Raw genomic sequence first — 15,605 nt, 5'->3', positions numbered from 1 at the left:
TCCCCACCATGAGCGCACACGGCAACACCTACGTGCCGCGGAGCCGGCTCGCCAAGTGGTTCGAGTCGCGGCTGCCGATCGTCGGCCTCGTCCACTCGTCGTTCGTCGCCTTCCCGGTGCCGCGCAACCTGACCTATTTCTGGACCTTCGGCGCGATCCTGATCGCGTTCCTGGGCATCCAGATCATCACCGGCGTCTGGCTGGCGATGCACTACGAGCCCTCGGCCAAGGGCGCCTTCGATTCCGTCGAGCACATCATGCGCGACGTGAACTACGGCTGGCTCCTGCGCTACGCGCACGCCAACGGCGCCTCGATGTTCTTCGTGGCCGTCTACGTGCACATCTTCCGCAACCTCTACTACGGGTCCTACAAGGCCCCGCGCGAGGTGCTCTACATCCTCGGCGTCGTCATCTACCTCCTGATGATGGCCACGGCCTTCCTCGGCTACACCCTGCCGTGGGGCCAGATGAGCTACTGGGGCGCCACCGTCATCACCAACATCCTGGCGGCGATCCCGGTGGTCGGCGACACGATCCAGAGCCTGCTCTGGGGCGGCTACTCGGTCGGCAACCCGACGGTGAACCGCTTCTTCTCGCTGCACTTCCTGCTGCCCTGGATGATCGCGGGCGTCGTGGTGCTGCACGTCTGGGCGCTGCACGTGACGGGCCAGAACAACCCGACCGGCATCCCGATCAAGTCCTCGAAGGACGCGGTGCCCTTCACCCCCTACGCCACGATCAAGGACGTGTTCGCCGTCGTGGTGTTCATGATCCTGTTCGCGTGGTTCATCTTCTACCAGCCGAACTACCTCGGCCACGCCGACAACTACGTCCCGGCCAACCCCGCCGTGACCCCCGCCCACATCGTGCCGGAATGGTACTTCCTGCCCTTCTACGCGATCCTGCGCGCGGTGCCCTCGAAGCTCGGCGGCGTCATCCTGATGTTCTCGGCGGTGCTGATCCTGGCGCTCGCGCCCTGGCTCGACACCTCGCGGGTGCGCTCGTGCAACTACCGCCCGATCTACCGGCAGTTCTTCTGGGTGTTCGTGGCGGTCTGCGTCATCCTGGGCTGGCTCGGCGCCAAGCCCCCGGAGGGCGGCTACGTCATCGCCTCGCAGATCTGCACGGCCTACTACTTCGCCCACTTCCTCGTCGTGATGCCGCTGGTCGGCCTCTTCGAGACGCCGACCCCGCTGCCGGGCTCGATCCTCGAGAGCGTGACCGGGCCGGGCAAGCAGGTGGGCGGGTCGGGCATGCCCGCGGGCGCCGCCGCCGCGCCGACCACCAAGGGCTGAGACGAGGGCAACAGACGCGATGACGATCCGCACGCTCCTCGCCGCGACCCTGGTCGCGGCCTCCCTCGGCGGCGCCCTGATGGGCGCCCCGGCCTCGGCCGAGGACGCCCACGCCACGCCCCAGCCCCCGCGCCAGAAATGGAGCTATGCCGGCGTGTTCGGCAGCTTCGACCAGGGCCAGCTGCAGCGCGGCTTCCAGGTCTACAAGGAGGTCTGCTCGGCCTGCCACAGCATGAAGCTCGTGGCCTTCCGCAACCTCGCGGAGGCGGGCGGCCCGGGCTACTCGGCCGCCCAGGTCAAGGCGCTCGCCGCGACCTATCAGGTCAAGGACGGCCCGAACGATTCGGGCGAGATGTTCGAGCGGCCCGGCCGCCCGGCCGACCGCTTCCCGCCGCCCTTCCCGAACGACCAGGCGGCGGCCGCCGCCAACGGCGGCAAGGCGCCGCCGGACTTCTCGGTGCTGGCCAAGGCCCGCACCTACGAGCGCGGCTTCCCGTGGTTCGTGCTCGATGCGCTGCCCTTCACCGGCTACTCGGAGCAGGGCGTCGACTACATCCACGCGCTGCTCACCGGCTACGAGGAGCCCCCGCAGGGCACCGAGGTGCCGGACGGTGGCCACTACAACAAGTACTATCCCGGCCACATCATCGCGATGCCGAACCCGATCAGCGACGGCCAGGTGAGCTATCCGAAGGGCGACGACGGCCAGCCGGTGGTGCCCGAGACGGTGGACCAGTACAGCAAGGACGTCGCGGCCTTCATGGCCTGGGCGGCCGAGCCCCACATGATGGCCCGCAAGGCGCTCGGGCTGCGGGTGATCCTGTTCCTGATCGTGCTGGCCGGCCTGCTCTACTACGTGAAGAAGCGGGTCTGGGCGGATGTCGGCGGCGAGACCCACGGCCTCCAGCCGGAGCTGCACAAGACGTTCTGAGGGGCTCGCGCTCTCCCTCCCCCCTCTGCGGGAGGGAGAGTACATATGGCGGACGGCCTGCCTCGGATCGCGCCGAACCATGCCGCGCTCCCTCTCCCATAGGGAGAGGGTTGGGGTGAGGGGTATGACGTGACAGGACTGAGCACGTCATCGACGCGCGTTCAGCACAGAGTATTTCCCGGGAACCTCATACCCCTCACCCTGTCCCTCTCCCTATGGGAGAGGGGACCCGTGCCCCATCCGGCATCCGGCTCGTCCAGCCGTACGCGATCGCCCTGCTCTGTGGGGGAGGGAGAGCGTCGCCGTTGGCAGGACGGGGCGGGGTCCTGCGGCTGCGCTCCGAGGGGCAACTATGCTACGGGCCCCATCCGGGGCCCGTTTCCATTTGGGCCGACGACGAACACGCGCGAGAAGGACGGTGAGATGACGGCAGCGGTGCTCGGCGTGATCGGCGGCTCCGGGGTCTACGACCTGCCGGGGCTGGAGGACGTGCGCGAGGAGGCCGTGTCCTCCCCCTGGGGCCAGCCCTCGGACGCCCTGCGCATCGGCCGGATCGGCGAGACCAGGATCGTCTTCCTGGCCCGGCACGGGCGCGGGCACCGGCTCTCGCCCACCGGCATCGACTACCGCGCCAACATCGACGCGCTGAAGCGGGCCGGCGTCACCGACATCGTCTCGCTCTCGGCCTGCGGCTCGTTCCGCGAGGAGCTGCCGCCCGGCCTGTTCGTGCTCGTCGACCAGTTCGTCGACCGCACGCACGGGCGCGCCTCGTCGTTCTTCGGCAACGGCTGCGTCGCCCACGTCTCGATGGCGCACCCGGTCGGGCCGCGCCTGCAGGATCGGATCGCGGCGGCTGCTAAGGCGGAGGACATCGCGGTGGTCCGCGGCGGCACCTACGTCTGCATGGAGGGGCCGCAATTCTCCTCGCTGGCCGAATCCAGGGCCTACAAGGCGCAGGGGTTCGACGTGATCGGCATGACCAACATGCCGGAGGCCAAGCTCGCCCGCGAGGCCGAGATCACCTACGCGACGATCGCGATGGTCACCGACTTCGACTGCTGGCACCCGGGCCACGACGCGGTGGACGTGGCCGCGGTCGTGGCGGTCGCCCGCGCCAACGCCGACAAGGCCGCCCGCCTGGTGGCGCGCCTTGCCCGGGACTTCCCGCAGACGCGCGAGCCCTGCCCGGCGGGCTCGCACCGGGCGCTCGACGGCGCGATCATGACGGCGCCGGCCGCGCGCGACCCCGCGCTGATGGCCAAGCTCGACGCGGTGGCGGGCCGGGCGCTGGCGGGCTGAGGAGATCGGTTAGCGGACGGCCGCCCTTTCCGGGCCCTTCGGGCCTGCACGCCTGGAGCGTCAGCGGAAGGTGATCCGGGACCCAGCCGACGATGTGCCGCGACGCGGCGCGATCTTCGGGCAGTGCAGCCGGTTTCGGACGCTTCGCGTCTCGGTGCGCTGGATCCCGGGTCACATTCCGCTCTCGCTCCATGTGCCCGGGAAAGGGGCAGGGGATCCGGCTTCCCTCCGCCCCCGAAACCGCACTAGAAGACCCCGAGTATCCGGGCAGACCCCGAACCTTTCGCGAAACGTACCAAACCATGCGCAGCGCCAGCATCAGCCGGAAGACGGCGGAGACCGACGTCAGCGTCTCGATCGGCCTCGACGGGACCGGTCAGGCGCGGGTCGCCACCGGCATCGGCTTCCTCGACCACATGCTGGAGCTGTTCGCCCGCCACGGCCTGTTCGACCTCGAGGTCAAGGTGGACGGCGACCTGCACGTCGACCAGCACCACTCGGCTGAGGATTGCGGCATCGCGCTCGGCCAAGCCTTCGCGAAGGCGCTCGGCGACAAGCGCGGCATCGCGCGCTACGCCGACGTGCACCTGCCGATGGACGAGACGCTCTCGCGCGTCTGCATCGACATCTCGGGCCGGCCGTTCCTGGTCTTCCGCACGGCCTTCCGCGTCGAGAAGATCGGGCAGTTCGACACGGAACTCGTGCGCGAGTGGTTCCAGGCCTTCGCGATGAATGCCGGGATCACGCTGCACGTCGAGACGTTCTACGGCGACAACGCCCACCACATCGCCGAGAGCTGCTTCAAGGGTCTGGCCCGCGCCCTGCGCAAGGCCGTGGCGCTCGACCCGCGCGAGGAGGGCCGCGTGCCCTCGACCAAGGGTTCGCTCTGAGGGGACGCCCATGCGGATGCGCAGCTACACCCTGCACCTGCCCCCCGAGGCGCGGCCCGGCGAGGCCTACGGGCTCGACCGGGCGGTGATCGTGCCGGACGGGTTCTCCTGGGCCGCCTTCGCCTTCTCGGTGGTGTGGTTCCTGTTCCACCGCCTCTGGATCGCCGCCCTCCTGGTGGCGGCCGGCCTCGCCCTGGTGGCGGCCGGCGGCTACGCGCTCGGCCTGTCGCGGCCCGCCGCCACCCTGGTCAGCCTGCTCGTCGGCGTGCTGATCGGGCTCGAGGCCTCCTCGCTCCGTCGCTGGACGCTCACCCGGCGCGGCTGGCCGGTGCGCGACGCGGTGCTGGCAGGCAGCCCCGCCGAGGCCGAGGCCAAGGCGATGGCGCGTTGGCTCGACCCCGCGACCCGGCCCCCGGCGCCCCAGCGCCCGGCCTTCGCGGGGGAGCGCGATCCCGTCATCGGCCTGTTCCCGGCGAGCGAGGGCACCCGGTGAGCGAGACCGTCGCGATCATCGATTACGGCTCGGGCAACCTGCACTCGGCCGCCAAGGCCTTCGAGCGCGCCGCCCGCGAGGCCGAGGTCGACCGCCGCATCGTGGTGACGGGCGATCCCGCCATCGTCGCCGCCGCCGACCGGGTGGTGCTGCCGGGGGTCGGCGCCTACGCCGATTGCCGCCGCGGCCTCGACGCCGTGCCCGGCATGGTGGCGGCGATGGAGGAGGCCGCCCACGCGCGGGCCCGTCCCTTCCTCGGCATCTGCGTCGGCATGCAGCTCCTGGCCACCCGCGGCCTCGAATACACGGTCACCCCCGGCCTCGGCTGGATCCCGGGCGACGTCGGGCCGATCCGCCCGGCCGACCCGACGCTCAAGATCCCGCACATGGGCTGGAACACGCTGGTCGCCGGCAGCCATCCCCTGCTCGCCGGAATCCCGACGGGAAACGAGGGGCTTCACGCCTATTTCGTGCACAGCTACGCCCTGAAGGCCGACCGCCCGGCGGACGTGGTGGCGGAGGTCGATTACGGCGGCCCCGTCACCGCGATGGTCGCCCGCGACACCGTCGCCGGGACGCAGTTCCACCCCGAGAAGAGCCAGCGCCTCGGGCTCGCGCTTCTCGCCAACTTCCTCAAGTGGCGCCCCTGAGAACCGACCTGTCTCTCGGAGGCAAAAGGGCTTTTCGCGTGATCCTGTACCCGGCCATCGATCTGAAGGAGGGGCGCTGCGTCCGCCTCGTGCAGGGCGACATGGCCCAGGCCAAGGTCTTCAACGACGACCCCGCCGCCCAGGCCGAGGCCTTCCAGCAGCAGGGCTTCTCCTGGCTGCACGTGGTCGATCTCGACGGCGCCTTCGCGGGCGAGCCCCGCAACGCCGCGGCGGTCGACGCGATCCTCGCCCGCGTCGGAATTCCGGTGCAGCTCGGCGGCGGCATCCGCGACATGAAGACCCTGGACGCCTGGATCGCCAAGGGGATTGCCCGCGTCATCATCGGCACGGCCGCGGTGCGCGACCCCGCCTTCGTGCGCGAGGCGGCCCGTCTCCATCCCGGCAAGATCGCGGTCGGCATCGACGCGAAGGACGGGCGCGTGGCCGTCGAGGGCTGGGCCCAGACCTCCAGCATGACCGCCGAGGAATTGGGGCAGCGCTTCGAGGACGCGGGCGTCGCGGCGATCATCTACACGGACATCGCCCGCGACGGCATCCTCAAGGGCCTCAACGTCGAGATGACGCTGGCGCTGGCGCAGGCGGTGCGCATCCCGGTGATCGCCTCAGGGGGGCTCGCCTCGATCGAGGACGTGCACCGGCTGCTCCAGCCCGACTGCGCGCTGATCGCGGGCGCCATCACGGGCCGCGCCCTCTACGACGGCCGCATCGACCCGCGCGCGGCGCTCAAGGCCATCGCGGAAGCCGGCCGGGCCGGCCTGTGATAGGCTGACGGCTCGACAGGATCGCGCCAGGAGGCTGCGATGAGCGCCGTAAAGGCGGCGGCCCGGCCGCAGGAGGCCGGGACCGCCTACGAGGACGATTTCTACACCTGGACGCAGGAGCAGGGCGCGCGCCTGCGCTCCGGCGACCTCGCGAGCCTCGACCTCGAGAATCTCGCCGAGGAGATCGAGAGCTTGGGGCGCAGCGAATTCAACAGCCTGGTCAGCGCCTGGCGCGTGATCCTGCTGCACATGCTGAAGTGGGACCATCAGCCCGAGCGCCGGACCCGTGGCTGGGCACTATCGATCCGGACCCACAGGAACGACGCGGCGGATGTTCTGAAGGACAATCCCGGCCTCAAGAGCCGCTTGGCCGAGGGGTTGGAGCGTGCCTATCGCGGCGCACGACTGGAGGCCTCCCGCGAGACCAACCTGCCGCTCAAGACCTTTCCGACGACCTGCCCCTACACCCGGGAGGAGATGCTCGCGCGCCCCTTCCCGGCCGACCCCGACGACACGACCGACTGAGATCCCGTCTTGCTCAAGACCCGCATCATCCCCTGCCTGGACGTCAAGGACGGCCGCGTCGTCAAGGGCGTGCAGTTCCTCGAACTCCGCGACGCGGGCGACCCCGTCGAGGCCGCCAAGGCCTACGACGCGGCCGGCGCCGACGAGCTCTGCTTCCTCGACATCACCGCGAGCCACGAGGCCCGCGGCACGCTGCTCGACGTGGTGAGCCGCACGGCGGAGGCCTGCTTCATGCCGCTGACCGTGGGCGGCGGCGTGCGGGCCGTCGAGGACGTGCGGGCGCTGCTGCTCGCGGGCGCCGACAAGGTCGCGATCAACACGGCGGCCGTGAAGGACCCCGATCTCGTCGCCCGCGCGGCGGAGAAGTTCGGCGCCCAGTGCATCGTCGTGGCGATCGACGCCAAGCGTGTCTCCGGGCCCGGAGAGCCAGCCCGCTGGGAGGTCTTCACCCATGGCGGGCGCAACCCCACGGGGCTCGACGCGATCGCCTTCGCGCGGACCGTGGCGGCAAAGGGCGCGGGCGAGCTGCTCGTCACCTCGATGGACCGGGACGGCACCCGATCGGGCTACGACCTCGCGCTGACCCGGGCCATCGCGGACGCGGTCGCGGTGCCGGTGATCGCCTCGGGCGGCGTCGGCGGCCTCGACGACCTCGTGGCGGGCGTGGCCGAGGGCGGGGCGAGCGCGGTGCTGGCCGCCTCGATCTTCCACTTCGGGCAGCACAGCGTGGCCGAGGCCAAGGCCCACATGGCGGCGGCCGGCCTCGCCATGCGGCTCGACGCGTGAGGCGCCCTAGGACGAATGTCGTGGGGAGGGCACGCCATCTGTCAGCCGGGCGACTTGCCCGCGGGCCGCGCGTAAAGCAATTTCCCGCCATACGCGGCGCCGTTGCGGGCTCCCGGATGCACGGTGTTGCATGAGCGATTACACGTTGAACGACCTCGCGCGGCTGGTGGCGAGCCGCGCCGGGACCTCTCCGGACTCCTCCTATACGGCGAAGCTCCTCGCGGGCGGCCCCGCCAAGGCGGCCAAGAAGCTCGGCGAGGAGGCGGTGGAGGCCGCCATCGCCGCGGTCCAGGGGGACAAGGCGGGGCTGACGGCGGAGGCCGCGGACGTGCTCTACCACCTCATGGTGGTGCTGCAGGCCGGCGGCGTCAGCCTCGACGCGGTGATGGCCGAACTCGAGCGCCGCACGGCGCAGAGCGGGCTCGCCGAGAAGGCCGCGAGGCGCCACACATGAGCTTCGCCCCGGCCCCGATCGGCGAGACCGGCCAGGATCCGGTGACCGGCGCGGGCTCGGACCGGCTCTCGCCCTACCGCCGCTTCAGCCGGGACGAGTGGGCGAGCCTGCGCGCCGACACGCCGCTGACCCTCTCGAGCGAGGACCTCACGCGGCTGCAATCGATCAACGACCCCATCTCGATCGAGGAGGTGGTGGCGATCTACCTGCCGCTCTCGCGCCTGCTCTCGCTCTACGTCGCGGCGACGCAGGGGCTGTTCAAGGCGACGCAGCGCTTCCTCATCGCCGAGCGCGAGCGCAAGGCCCCCTACATCATCGGGCTCGCGGGCTCGGTCGCGGTCGGCAAGTCGACCACCGCCCGCATCCTGGCCGCGCTGCTCGCCCGCTGGCCCAACACTCCGAAGGTCGATCTCGTCACCACGGACGGCTTCCTGCTGCCGAACGCCGAGCTCGCGGCCGCCGGCCTGATGGAGCGCAAGGGCTTCCCCGAGAGCTACGACACGGCGGCGCTGCTCCGCTTCCTGCACGACGTGAAGGCCGGCCACGGCCGCGTGACGGCGCCGCTCTACTCCCACCTCGTCTACGACCGGGTGCCCGGCGAGGAGCGGGTGGTGGAGAGCCCCGACATCCTGATCGTCGAGGGGCTGAACGTGCTCCAGCCCGCCCGCCTGCCGCGGGACGGCACGGCGATCCCCTTCGTGTCGGACTTCTTCGACTTCTCGATCTACCTCGACGGGCACGAGGACGACCTGCACCGCTGGTACGTCACCCGCTTCATGAAGCTGCGCCAGACGGCGTTTCGCGATCCGCGCTCCTACTTCCGCAAATACGCCGAGGTGCCGGAGGCGGAGGCGCTGGCCATCGCCGATCGGCTCTGGACCACGATCAACCTGCCCAACCTCGTCGAGAACATCCTGCCCACGCGCCAGCGCGCCAGCCTGATCCTGTCGAAGGGCGCGAGCCACCGCATCGAGAGCGTGGCGCTGCGCCGGCTCTGAGGCGCGATCAGGCGAAGGGGAATTCGGCCTCCGCGATGTAGGGCCCGCCGCCCGTCGATTCGCGGGCGGAGAACACGGTGACGGCGCGCGCCTCGAAGCGCAGCGGCTCGAACAGGCCGCTCTGGGCGACGTACATCGCCACCGCCTCGGGGCTCGCCTCGCGCTTGAGACGGGCGAGGGTGACGTGGGGCGTGAAGCGGCGCGTCTCGGGCGCGACGCCGGCCCGGCGCACCAGCCGCTCCTGCTCGGCCTGCAGGTCCATCAGGGCCGGATCCTGCGCCACCGCGGCGAAGAGCGCCCGCGGCCGGTCGCCCCCGAAGGCGCCGAGCCCCTCGAGCACGACCGGGACCGGATCCCGCGCCCGCAGGCCGGCGAGCGCCTCCAGCACGTCCTCGGCCACGTCCGCGTCGATGTCGCCGAGGAAGCGCAGCGTCACGTGGTAGTCCGTGGCCTCGACCCAGCGGGCGCCGGGCAGGCCGCCGCGGAAGCGGGCGAGGCGCGCGCCGATCTCCGAGGGCACGGCCAGCCCGGTGAACAGGCGCGGCATCGGGCGGCTCCCCTCAGCGCTCGGACTTGCCCAGCCGGCCGAGGAAGCTCTCGACCGCGGGCAGGATGCCCGTGACGATCGCCCCCACGCCCCGCGGGTTCGGGTGCAGGCCGTCGTCGAGGTTGAGCCCGCGCTCGCCCGCCACGCCCGCCAGGAAGAACGGGTAGAGCACCAGCCCGTGCGCCTGAGCGAGATCGGGATAGATCGCGTCGAAGCGGGCCACGTAGTCCGGCCCGAGATTGGCCGAGGCGCGCATCCCCGCGAGCAGGACCGGGATGCCGCGGTCCTTCAGCCGGGTGATGATGCTGTCCAGCGCCTTCCGCGTCACGGCCGGGTCGGTGCCGCGCAGCATGTCGTTGGCGCCGAGTTCGAGGATGACGCCGTCGGTCCCGTCCGGAACCGACCAGTCGACCCGGTCGAGCCCGCCCGTCGCGGTGTCGCCCGAGACGCCCGCGTTGGCGACCGCGACCGCCCGGCCGCGCTTCGTCAGCTCCCGCTCCAGCACCGCCGGGAAGGCGGCGTCCGCGGGCAGGCGGTAGCCGGCGGTCAGGCTGTCGCCCAGGGCCACGAGCTTGAGGGTGCGGGCGGGCTCCGCGCCCGCCGGGAGGGCCGCCGGCATCAGCAGGGCCAGCGCGGCGAGGAGGAGGGCGATGAGGCGGCGCAGCGGGCCATCATGGCGCACCCGCCGTCCGGACACTTGCCGTCCGGGCACTTGCCGACCGGGCACTTGGCGTCCGCCCCCGGATGATCCCATATCGCCCCCGCAACCGCCGGGTGTCGTCGCGCACCGATTTCGCTGCCGCCACACCCGAGCCTCATCCGCCATGCGTCCCGTCATCGCGCACAGATCGGCCTCCCGGTGAGCACAGACAAGACCCGCGACACGAGCGGCACACAGTCGGTCGGCCCCGCGGTCGGCCCCGCGGTCGGCCCCTCGGTCGGCCTCCACGACATCGATCTCAGCCTCGGGCGCGGCGCCGCCCGCGTCCACGTGCTCAGGGGGATCTCGCTCGACGTCGCCCGCGGCGAGGCGGTCGGCCTCGTCGGCCCCTCGGGCTCGGGCAAGTCGACGCTGCTCATGGTGATGGCCGGGCTGGAGCGGCCGGATGCCGGCACGATCCGGATCGACGGCACCGATCTCGGCCATCTCGACGAGGACGCGCTGGCGCGCTTCCGCGGCCGGCGCATCGGCATCGTGTTCCAGGCCTTCCACCTCGTGCCGACGATGACGGCGCTGGAGAACGTGGCGCTCCCCCTCGAACTCGCCGACCGGCCGGAGGCCCATGCCCGCGCCCGGGCGGAACTGGAGGCGGTCGGGCTCGGGCACCGGCTGCACCATTATCCGGCCCAGCTCTCGGGCGGCGAGCAGCAGCGCGTCGCCATCGCCCGCGCGATCGCGCCGGATCCGGCGATCCTGGTGGCCGACGAGCCGACCGGCAACCTCGACGAGGCGACGGGCCGGCAGATCGTGGAGCTGCTGTTCCGGTTGAAGCGCGACCGCGGCGCCACCCTCGTCCTCGTCACCCACGATGCAGGCCTCGCGCGGCTCTGCGACCGCACCATCCGCCTGCGCTCCGGCCGGATCGAGGCCGAGGACGCCCCATCCCCCGCCGCGGCGAGCGCCTGATGCACGGCACCTTCACGCCCCCCGAGCGGGCGCGCCGCCTGCCGCTGACGCTCCGCCTCGCGCTCCGGGAGTTCCGCGGCGGCCTCTCGGGCTTCGGCGTCTTCCTCGCCTGCATCGCGCTCGGCGTGATGGCGATCGCGGGCGTCGCCTCGATCTCGCGCTCGCTCTCGGACGGTCTCGGCCGCGAGGGGAGGCGCATCCTCGGCGGCGATCTCAGCTACAGCCTGATCAACCGCGAGGCGACGCCGGAGGAGCGCGCCGTGCTGGCGCGCGAGGGCCGGGTCGGCACCGTCGCGACGCTGCGCGCCATGGCGGTGGCGGGCGAGGGCGCGGCGCTCGTCGAGCTGAAGGCGATCGACGCGGCCTATCCGCTGGCGGGCGTCCTCGTCACCGAGCCGCACGCGGACCTCGCCGAACTGCTCGGCCCCCGGGACGGCGTGCCCGGCGCCGTCGCCGACTCGGCCCTGCTGACCCGGCTCGACCTGAAGGTCGGCGACCGGATCACGCTGGCCGGCCACCCCTTCGCGATCCGCGCGACCGTGGCGAGCGAGCCCGACAAGATCGCGGGCGGCCTCGGCTTCGGCCCGCGCCTGATCATCGCGCAGGAGGCGCTGCGCGCCACCGGCCTCGTCCAGCCCGGCAGCCTCAACCGCTGGAGCTACCGCATCGCGGTGCCGGGCGCCGCGGACGCCGACCTCGACGCGGCGGCCGCCCGCATCGCCAAGGCCGCGCCGGAGGCCGGCTGGGAGATGCGCGCGCGCTCCAACGCCGACCCGCGCTTCGCCAAGAGCATCGAGCGCTTCACCCAGTTCCTCACGCTCGTCGGCCTCACCGCGCTCATCGTCGGGGGCGTCGGCGTCGCGAACGCCGTGCACGCCTTCGTGGAGCGCAAGCGCGGCTCCATCGCCACCCTGAAGAGCGTCGGCATGCCGGGCTCGCAGGTGGTCGGTCTCTACCTCGTGCAGGTGATGCTGATCGCCGGCCTCGGCACCGCGGCCGGGCTGGTGCTCGGCGCGAGCCTGCCCTTCGTGATCGACGCCCTGTTCGGCGCGGCGCTTCCCCTGCCGCTCAACCCGACGCTGGCGCCCGGCGAACTGCTGCTCGCGGCCGCCTACGGGCTGCTCACCGCCTTCGCCTTCGCGATCACCCCGCTCGGGCGCGCCCACGACGTGCCGGTCTCGGGGCTGTTCCGCGACACGGTCGATCCGTCCGCGGCCAGGCCGCGCCCGCGCTACCGGCTGATGCTCGCCGCGGCGATCCTCGCCCTGGTGGCGCTCGGGGTGGCCACCGCCTTCGACCGGCGCGTGGCGCTGGTCTTCATCGCGGCGGCGGGCCTCGCCTTCGGATTGCTGCGCCTCGTGGCGACGGGGCTGATGGCGCTCGCCCGCCGCCTGCCGCGCCCGCGGCGCGCGGCGCCCCGCATGGCGCTGGCCAACCTGCACCGGCCGGGCGCCTTGACGCCGACCATCGTGCTCTCGCTGGGCCTCGGCGTGACGCTCCTCGTGACGCTCAGCCTGATCGACGCCAACGTGCGCCGGACGATCTCCGCCAGCCTGCCCGCCAAGGCCCCCAATCTGTTCTTCCTCGACATCCCGTCCGCGGATGCCGACCGCTTCCACGACTTCCTGGCCAAGGCCGCGCCGAACGGAAAGATCGAGCGCGTGCCGATGATGCGCGGGCGCATCGTCGCCCTCGACGGCGTGCCCGCCGCCAAGATCCGGCCGCCGGAGGACGCCGCCTGGGTGCTCGACGGCGACCGCGGCATCACCTACGCGGACGACCTGCCCGAGGGCTCGGTGCTGACCGCGGGCCGGTGGTGGAGCGCGGAGGAGGCGCGGACGCCCCTCGTCTCGTTCGAGGCGGAACTGGCGCGGCAGCTCGGCCTGAAGATCGGCAGCGAGGTCACGGTCAACGTGCTCGGCCGCCCGATCACGGCGCGGATCGCGAACCTGCGCAAGGTCGAGTGGCGCAACCTCGGCATCAACTTCGTGATGGTGTTCTCGCCCGGCACCTTCCGGGGCGCGCCGCACGCCGACCTCGCGACGCTGAGCCTGCCCGGCGGCACCGACGGGGCGGCCGAGAACCGCATCCTGCGCGACGCCGCCCACACCTTCCCGTCCGTCACCAGCGTGCGGGTGAAGGACGCCCTCGACGCGGTCGGCGACCTCGTGGGCAAGCTGGTGCTCGCCATCCGCGGCGCCAGCGCGGTCGCGGTGCTGGCGAGCCTCCTCGTGCTGGCGGGCGCGGTCGCGGCCGGGCACCGGGCCCGGCTCTACGACGCGGTGGTGCTGAAGGTGCTGGGGGCCGGGAGGGCCCGCCTGCTCGCCGCCTACGGCCTCGAATACGGGGCGCTCGGGCTCGCCACCGCCCTGTTCGGGATGGTCGCGGGCGGGCTCGCGGGCTGGGTCATCGTCACGCGGGTGATGCGGCTCGACTTCGTGCTCGACCTCTCGGGGGCGCTCGTCGCCGCGGGCCTCGCGGTGGTCCTGGCGGTCGGCCTCGGGCTTGCCGGCACGTGGCGCATCCTGGGGCAGAAGCCCGCGCCCTACCTGCGGGGATTGTGAGCGGGGTGCCGCGTGCGAGAAGGAGCTGACGTTACGGCGTCCGCTCCTTCTCCGCCTCCATGTAGCGGCGCAGAACAGCGTTCATCCGGGCTTGGTAACCGCGGCCGCCCCGCTTGAAGAACTCCACCACGTCCCGATCGAAGCTGGCCTGGATCGTGGCCTTTGTCGGCGCCTCGTCGTGCGCGGGAAGGCCGACCGCGGCGCGGGCCCAATGGCCCTCGTCCGTCGTCGGATTGTCCTCGTCCTGCGCCGCGGCGCGCTCGATCTCGTCCTCAGGCATCGATCGCAGGGCCGCCCAATCCGTGCGGCCGGTCCGCGCAGCCGCTGGTTTGCCGCTTGGCATGGTAGATCCCTCGCTCCTTCCGATTCGCGATGCGGGCGGAGATGATGCGATATTTCGGTCCTCGCGGCGTGAATGTCACGTTCAGGACGACGCCGTGGTGCTCCGCCAGCATGTTGAAGCGCGGCTCACCGTAATTCCGGCGCGCGTCCACTGCCACCACGACGAAGCGGCCATCGAAGATCTCGTCGAGATCGGCGAAATCGATCGCGCGCCGATCCAGGTTCAGCGCACTCTTCGCATCGTCCCAGACCGTGCGCTCGTTCTCACCCATGGCCGGTGCATCGGTCCCCGTCGGCTCCTCCGTGCGGCGGAGCGCCCGCCAGCGCTGCGGACGGCCAGGATGAGCACGCTTCCAGACCGGCCGGAAGCCCGGAATCGAATGCCGGAGAACGACCGCCGGGCGCGGTTTAATCCCGAATTTCATGAACAAAATTAAAGGATTCCGGGCTCGAAAACAGGCCCTGCAAGCTCGGCGGAGGCCTTGTGTGCCGCCTCGCGACGCAACATATTCGGTGGCGAGGCGCTCTCCGGCGCCAGAGGTCCCCGCGTGGGCCTCGTCCGAACACCACGCTGAGAGAGCATCCTCAAGGGAACTCCCATGGCATTCGACAACAGCCCCTTCCGGTACGGCGCCCAGGCGCCGGGATACGCCGGCACGCAGGTCGACGTCGACCAGGGCCTGCGCAGCTTCATGCTCGGCGTCTACAACAACATGGTCGTCGGCCTCGGGATCTCGGGCCTCGTGGCGCTCGGCCTCAACATGGCCGCGACCGCGACGACCGAGACGGGCCGGCTCGCGCTGACGCCCTTCGGCCAGACCCTCTACAACACCCCCCTCAAGTGGGTGCTGATGTTCGCCCCCCTCGTGTTCATCTTCGTCTTCTCGATGCGGATGGACCGGATGTCGGCCTCGTCCGCCCGGACGATGTTCTTCGCCTTCGCGGCCGTGATGGGCGCGTCGATGTCGACGCTGCTCCTCGTCTTCACGGGCGCGAGCGTGGTGCGGGTGTTCTTCATCACCGCGGCGACCTTCGGCGGCCTGAGCCTCTACGGCTACACCACGAAGCGCAGCCTCTCGGGGATGGGCTCGTTCCTGATCATGGGCCTGATCGGTCTGATCATCGCCTCGCTGGTCAACATCTTCCTGGCGTCCAGCGCGCTGCAGTTCGCGATCTCGGTGCTCGGCGTGCTGATCTTCGCGGGCCTCACCGCCTACGACACGCAGAAGCTGAAGGAGATGTTCCTCTACAGCGGCGTCGATGCCGAGGGCGCGGCCAAGATGTCGGTGAACGGCGCCCTGACGCTGTACCTCGACTTCATCAACATGTTCCAGTTCCTGCTCTCGCTCCTCGGCGACCGCCGCTGAGCCCGACGGATCCGGAACGGATCGGAAGAGCCCCGGCGCGAGCCGGGGCTTTTTT

At 71.6% G+C, this 15,605-nt stretch carries 18 protein-coding genes; 14 read left to right on the top strand and 4 right to left on the bottom strand.

Going from position 1 to position 15,605, the window contains the following annotated elements:
- Positions 1-8: 8 nt before the first annotated feature.
- The 11 genes from MFF56_RS10395 (at position 9) to coaA (ending at position 9,103) form a co-directional block, all read left to right on the top strand.
- The gene (locus MFF56_RS10395; protein ID WP_066925299.1) at positions 9-1,295 is read left to right on the top strand and encodes a cytochrome b; all 1,287 of its coding nucleotides are present in this window, start codon (positions 9-11) and stop codon (positions 1,293-1,295) included.
- A 19-nt stretch (positions 1,296-1,314) separates the two neighbouring features.
- Entirely contained in the window at positions 1,315-2,226 is a 912-nt protein-coding gene (locus MFF56_RS10390) for a cytochrome c1 (protein ID WP_066925302.1), read from the top strand.
- Between the two features lie 423 nt (positions 2,227-2,649).
- The gene (locus tag MFF56_RS10385; protein ID WP_066925305.1) at positions 2,650-3,525 is read left to right on the top strand and encodes an S-methyl-5'-thioadenosine phosphorylase; all 876 of its coding nucleotides are present in this window, start codon (positions 2,650-2,652) and stop codon (positions 3,523-3,525) included.
- A gap of 302 nt (positions 3,526-3,827) precedes the next feature.
- Positions 3,828-4,415: an imidazoleglycerol-phosphate dehydratase HisB gene (hisB, locus tag MFF56_RS10380; RefSeq protein ID WP_066927469.1), complete on the top strand. Its 588-nt coding sequence runs from the start codon at positions 3,828-3,830 to the stop codon at positions 4,413-4,415.
- A 16-nt stretch (positions 4,416-4,431) separates the two neighbouring features.
- Positions 4,432-4,908, top strand: coding sequence for a DUF2628 domain-containing protein (locus tag MFF56_RS10375; RefSeq protein WP_238229984.1), 477 nt, complete (start codon positions 4,432-4,434; stop codon positions 4,906-4,908).
- Complete coding sequence (gene hisH / locus MFF56_RS10370) at positions 4,905-5,558, top strand: imidazole glycerol phosphate synthase subunit HisH (RefSeq protein WP_066925056.1); 654 nt, start codon at positions 4,905-4,907, stop codon at positions 5,556-5,558. The genes MFF56_RS10375 and hisH overlap by 4 nt, the downstream gene beginning before the upstream one ends.
- A gap of 38 nt (positions 5,559-5,596) precedes the next feature.
- The gene (gene hisA / locus MFF56_RS10365) at positions 5,597-6,340 is read left to right on the top strand and encodes a 1-(5-phosphoribosyl)-5-[(5-phosphoribosylamino)methylideneamino]imidazole-4-carboxamide isomerase (protein WP_066925058.1); all 744 of its coding nucleotides are present in this window, start codon (positions 5,597-5,599) and stop codon (positions 6,338-6,340) included.
- Between the two features lie 39 nt (positions 6,341-6,379).
- The gene (locus MFF56_RS10360) at positions 6,380-6,865 is read left to right on the top strand and encodes a DUF29 domain-containing protein (protein WP_066925061.1); all 486 of its coding nucleotides are present in this window, start codon (positions 6,380-6,382) and stop codon (positions 6,863-6,865) included.
- 9 nt (positions 6,866-6,874) lie between these two features.
- Positions 6,875-7,651, top strand: coding sequence for an imidazole glycerol phosphate synthase subunit HisF (gene hisF, locus MFF56_RS10355; protein WP_066925063.1), 777 nt, complete (start codon positions 6,875-6,877; stop codon positions 7,649-7,651).
- A 130-nt stretch (positions 7,652-7,781) separates the two neighbouring features.
- Positions 7,782-8,105, top strand: coding sequence for a phosphoribosyl-ATP diphosphatase (locus MFF56_RS10350; protein ID WP_066925066.1), 324 nt, complete (start codon positions 7,782-7,784; stop codon positions 8,103-8,105).
- On the top strand, positions 8,102-9,103 hold the full coding sequence (coaA, locus tag MFF56_RS10345; RefSeq protein WP_066925068.1) for a type I pantothenate kinase: 1,002 nt from the start codon (positions 8,102-8,104) through the stop codon (positions 9,101-9,103). Before MFF56_RS10350 ends, coaA begins: the two co-directional genes overlap by 4 nt.
- Positions 9,104-9,110: 7 nt before the next feature.
- Here coaA and thpR read toward each other — a convergent pair whose 3' ends face one another.
- Complete coding sequence (gene thpR, locus MFF56_RS10340) at positions 9,111-9,650, bottom strand: RNA 2',3'-cyclic phosphodiesterase (protein ID WP_066925070.1); 540 nt, start codon at positions 9,648-9,650, stop codon at positions 9,111-9,113.
- 13 nt (positions 9,651-9,663) lie between these two features.
- Positions 9,664-10,269, bottom strand: a complete 606-nt coding sequence (locus MFF56_RS10335) for an arylesterase (RefSeq protein ID WP_066925088.1) — start codon at positions 10,267-10,269, stop codon at positions 9,664-9,666.
- Positions 10,270-10,602: 333 nt separating this feature from the next.
- On the opposite strand from MFF56_RS10335, the gene MFF56_RS10330 reads away from it, so the two are divergent.
- On the top strand, positions 10,603-11,277 hold the full coding sequence (locus MFF56_RS10330; protein ID WP_066925090.1) for an ABC transporter ATP-binding protein: 675 nt from the start codon (positions 10,603-10,605) through the stop codon (positions 11,275-11,277).
- Positions 11,277-13,841 (top strand): ABC transporter permease, encoded by a 2,565-nt coding sequence (locus tag MFF56_RS10325; protein WP_066925072.1) that lies wholly within the window; start codon positions 11,277-11,279, stop codon positions 13,839-13,841. Before MFF56_RS10330 ends, MFF56_RS10325 begins: the two co-directional genes overlap by 1 nt.
- 31 nt (positions 13,842-13,872) lie before the next feature.
- On the opposite strand, the gene MFF56_RS10320 is transcribed toward MFF56_RS10325, so the two are convergent.
- Positions 13,873-14,121 (bottom strand): BrnA antitoxin family protein, encoded by a 249-nt coding sequence (locus MFF56_RS10320; RefSeq protein ID WP_238229983.1) that lies wholly within the window; start codon positions 14,119-14,121, stop codon positions 13,873-13,875.
- Positions 14,114-14,455 (bottom strand): BrnT family toxin, encoded by a 342-nt coding sequence (locus tag MFF56_RS10315; RefSeq protein ID WP_066925076.1) that lies wholly within the window; start codon positions 14,453-14,455, stop codon positions 14,114-14,116. The genes MFF56_RS10320 and MFF56_RS10315 overlap by 8 nt, the downstream gene beginning before the upstream one ends.
- Before the next feature lie 327 nt (positions 14,456-14,782).
- Here MFF56_RS10315 and MFF56_RS10310 point away from each other — a divergent pair, with 327 nt between their 5' ends.
- Positions 14,783-15,550, top strand: coding sequence for a Bax inhibitor-1/YccA family protein (locus MFF56_RS10310; RefSeq protein ID WP_066925078.1), 768 nt, complete (start codon positions 14,783-14,785; stop codon positions 15,548-15,550).
- Positions 15,551-15,605 lie beyond the last annotated feature (55 nt).

It is taken from the genome of Methylobacterium hispanicum (genome assembly GCF_022179285.1).
In the GTDB taxonomy this organism is placed as follows: domain Bacteria; phylum Pseudomonadota; class Alphaproteobacteria; order Rhizobiales; family Beijerinckiaceae; genus Methylobacterium; species Methylobacterium hispanicum.
Note: the sequence above shows the minus strand (reverse complement) of the source record. Positions and strands in the feature narration are given on the sequence as shown.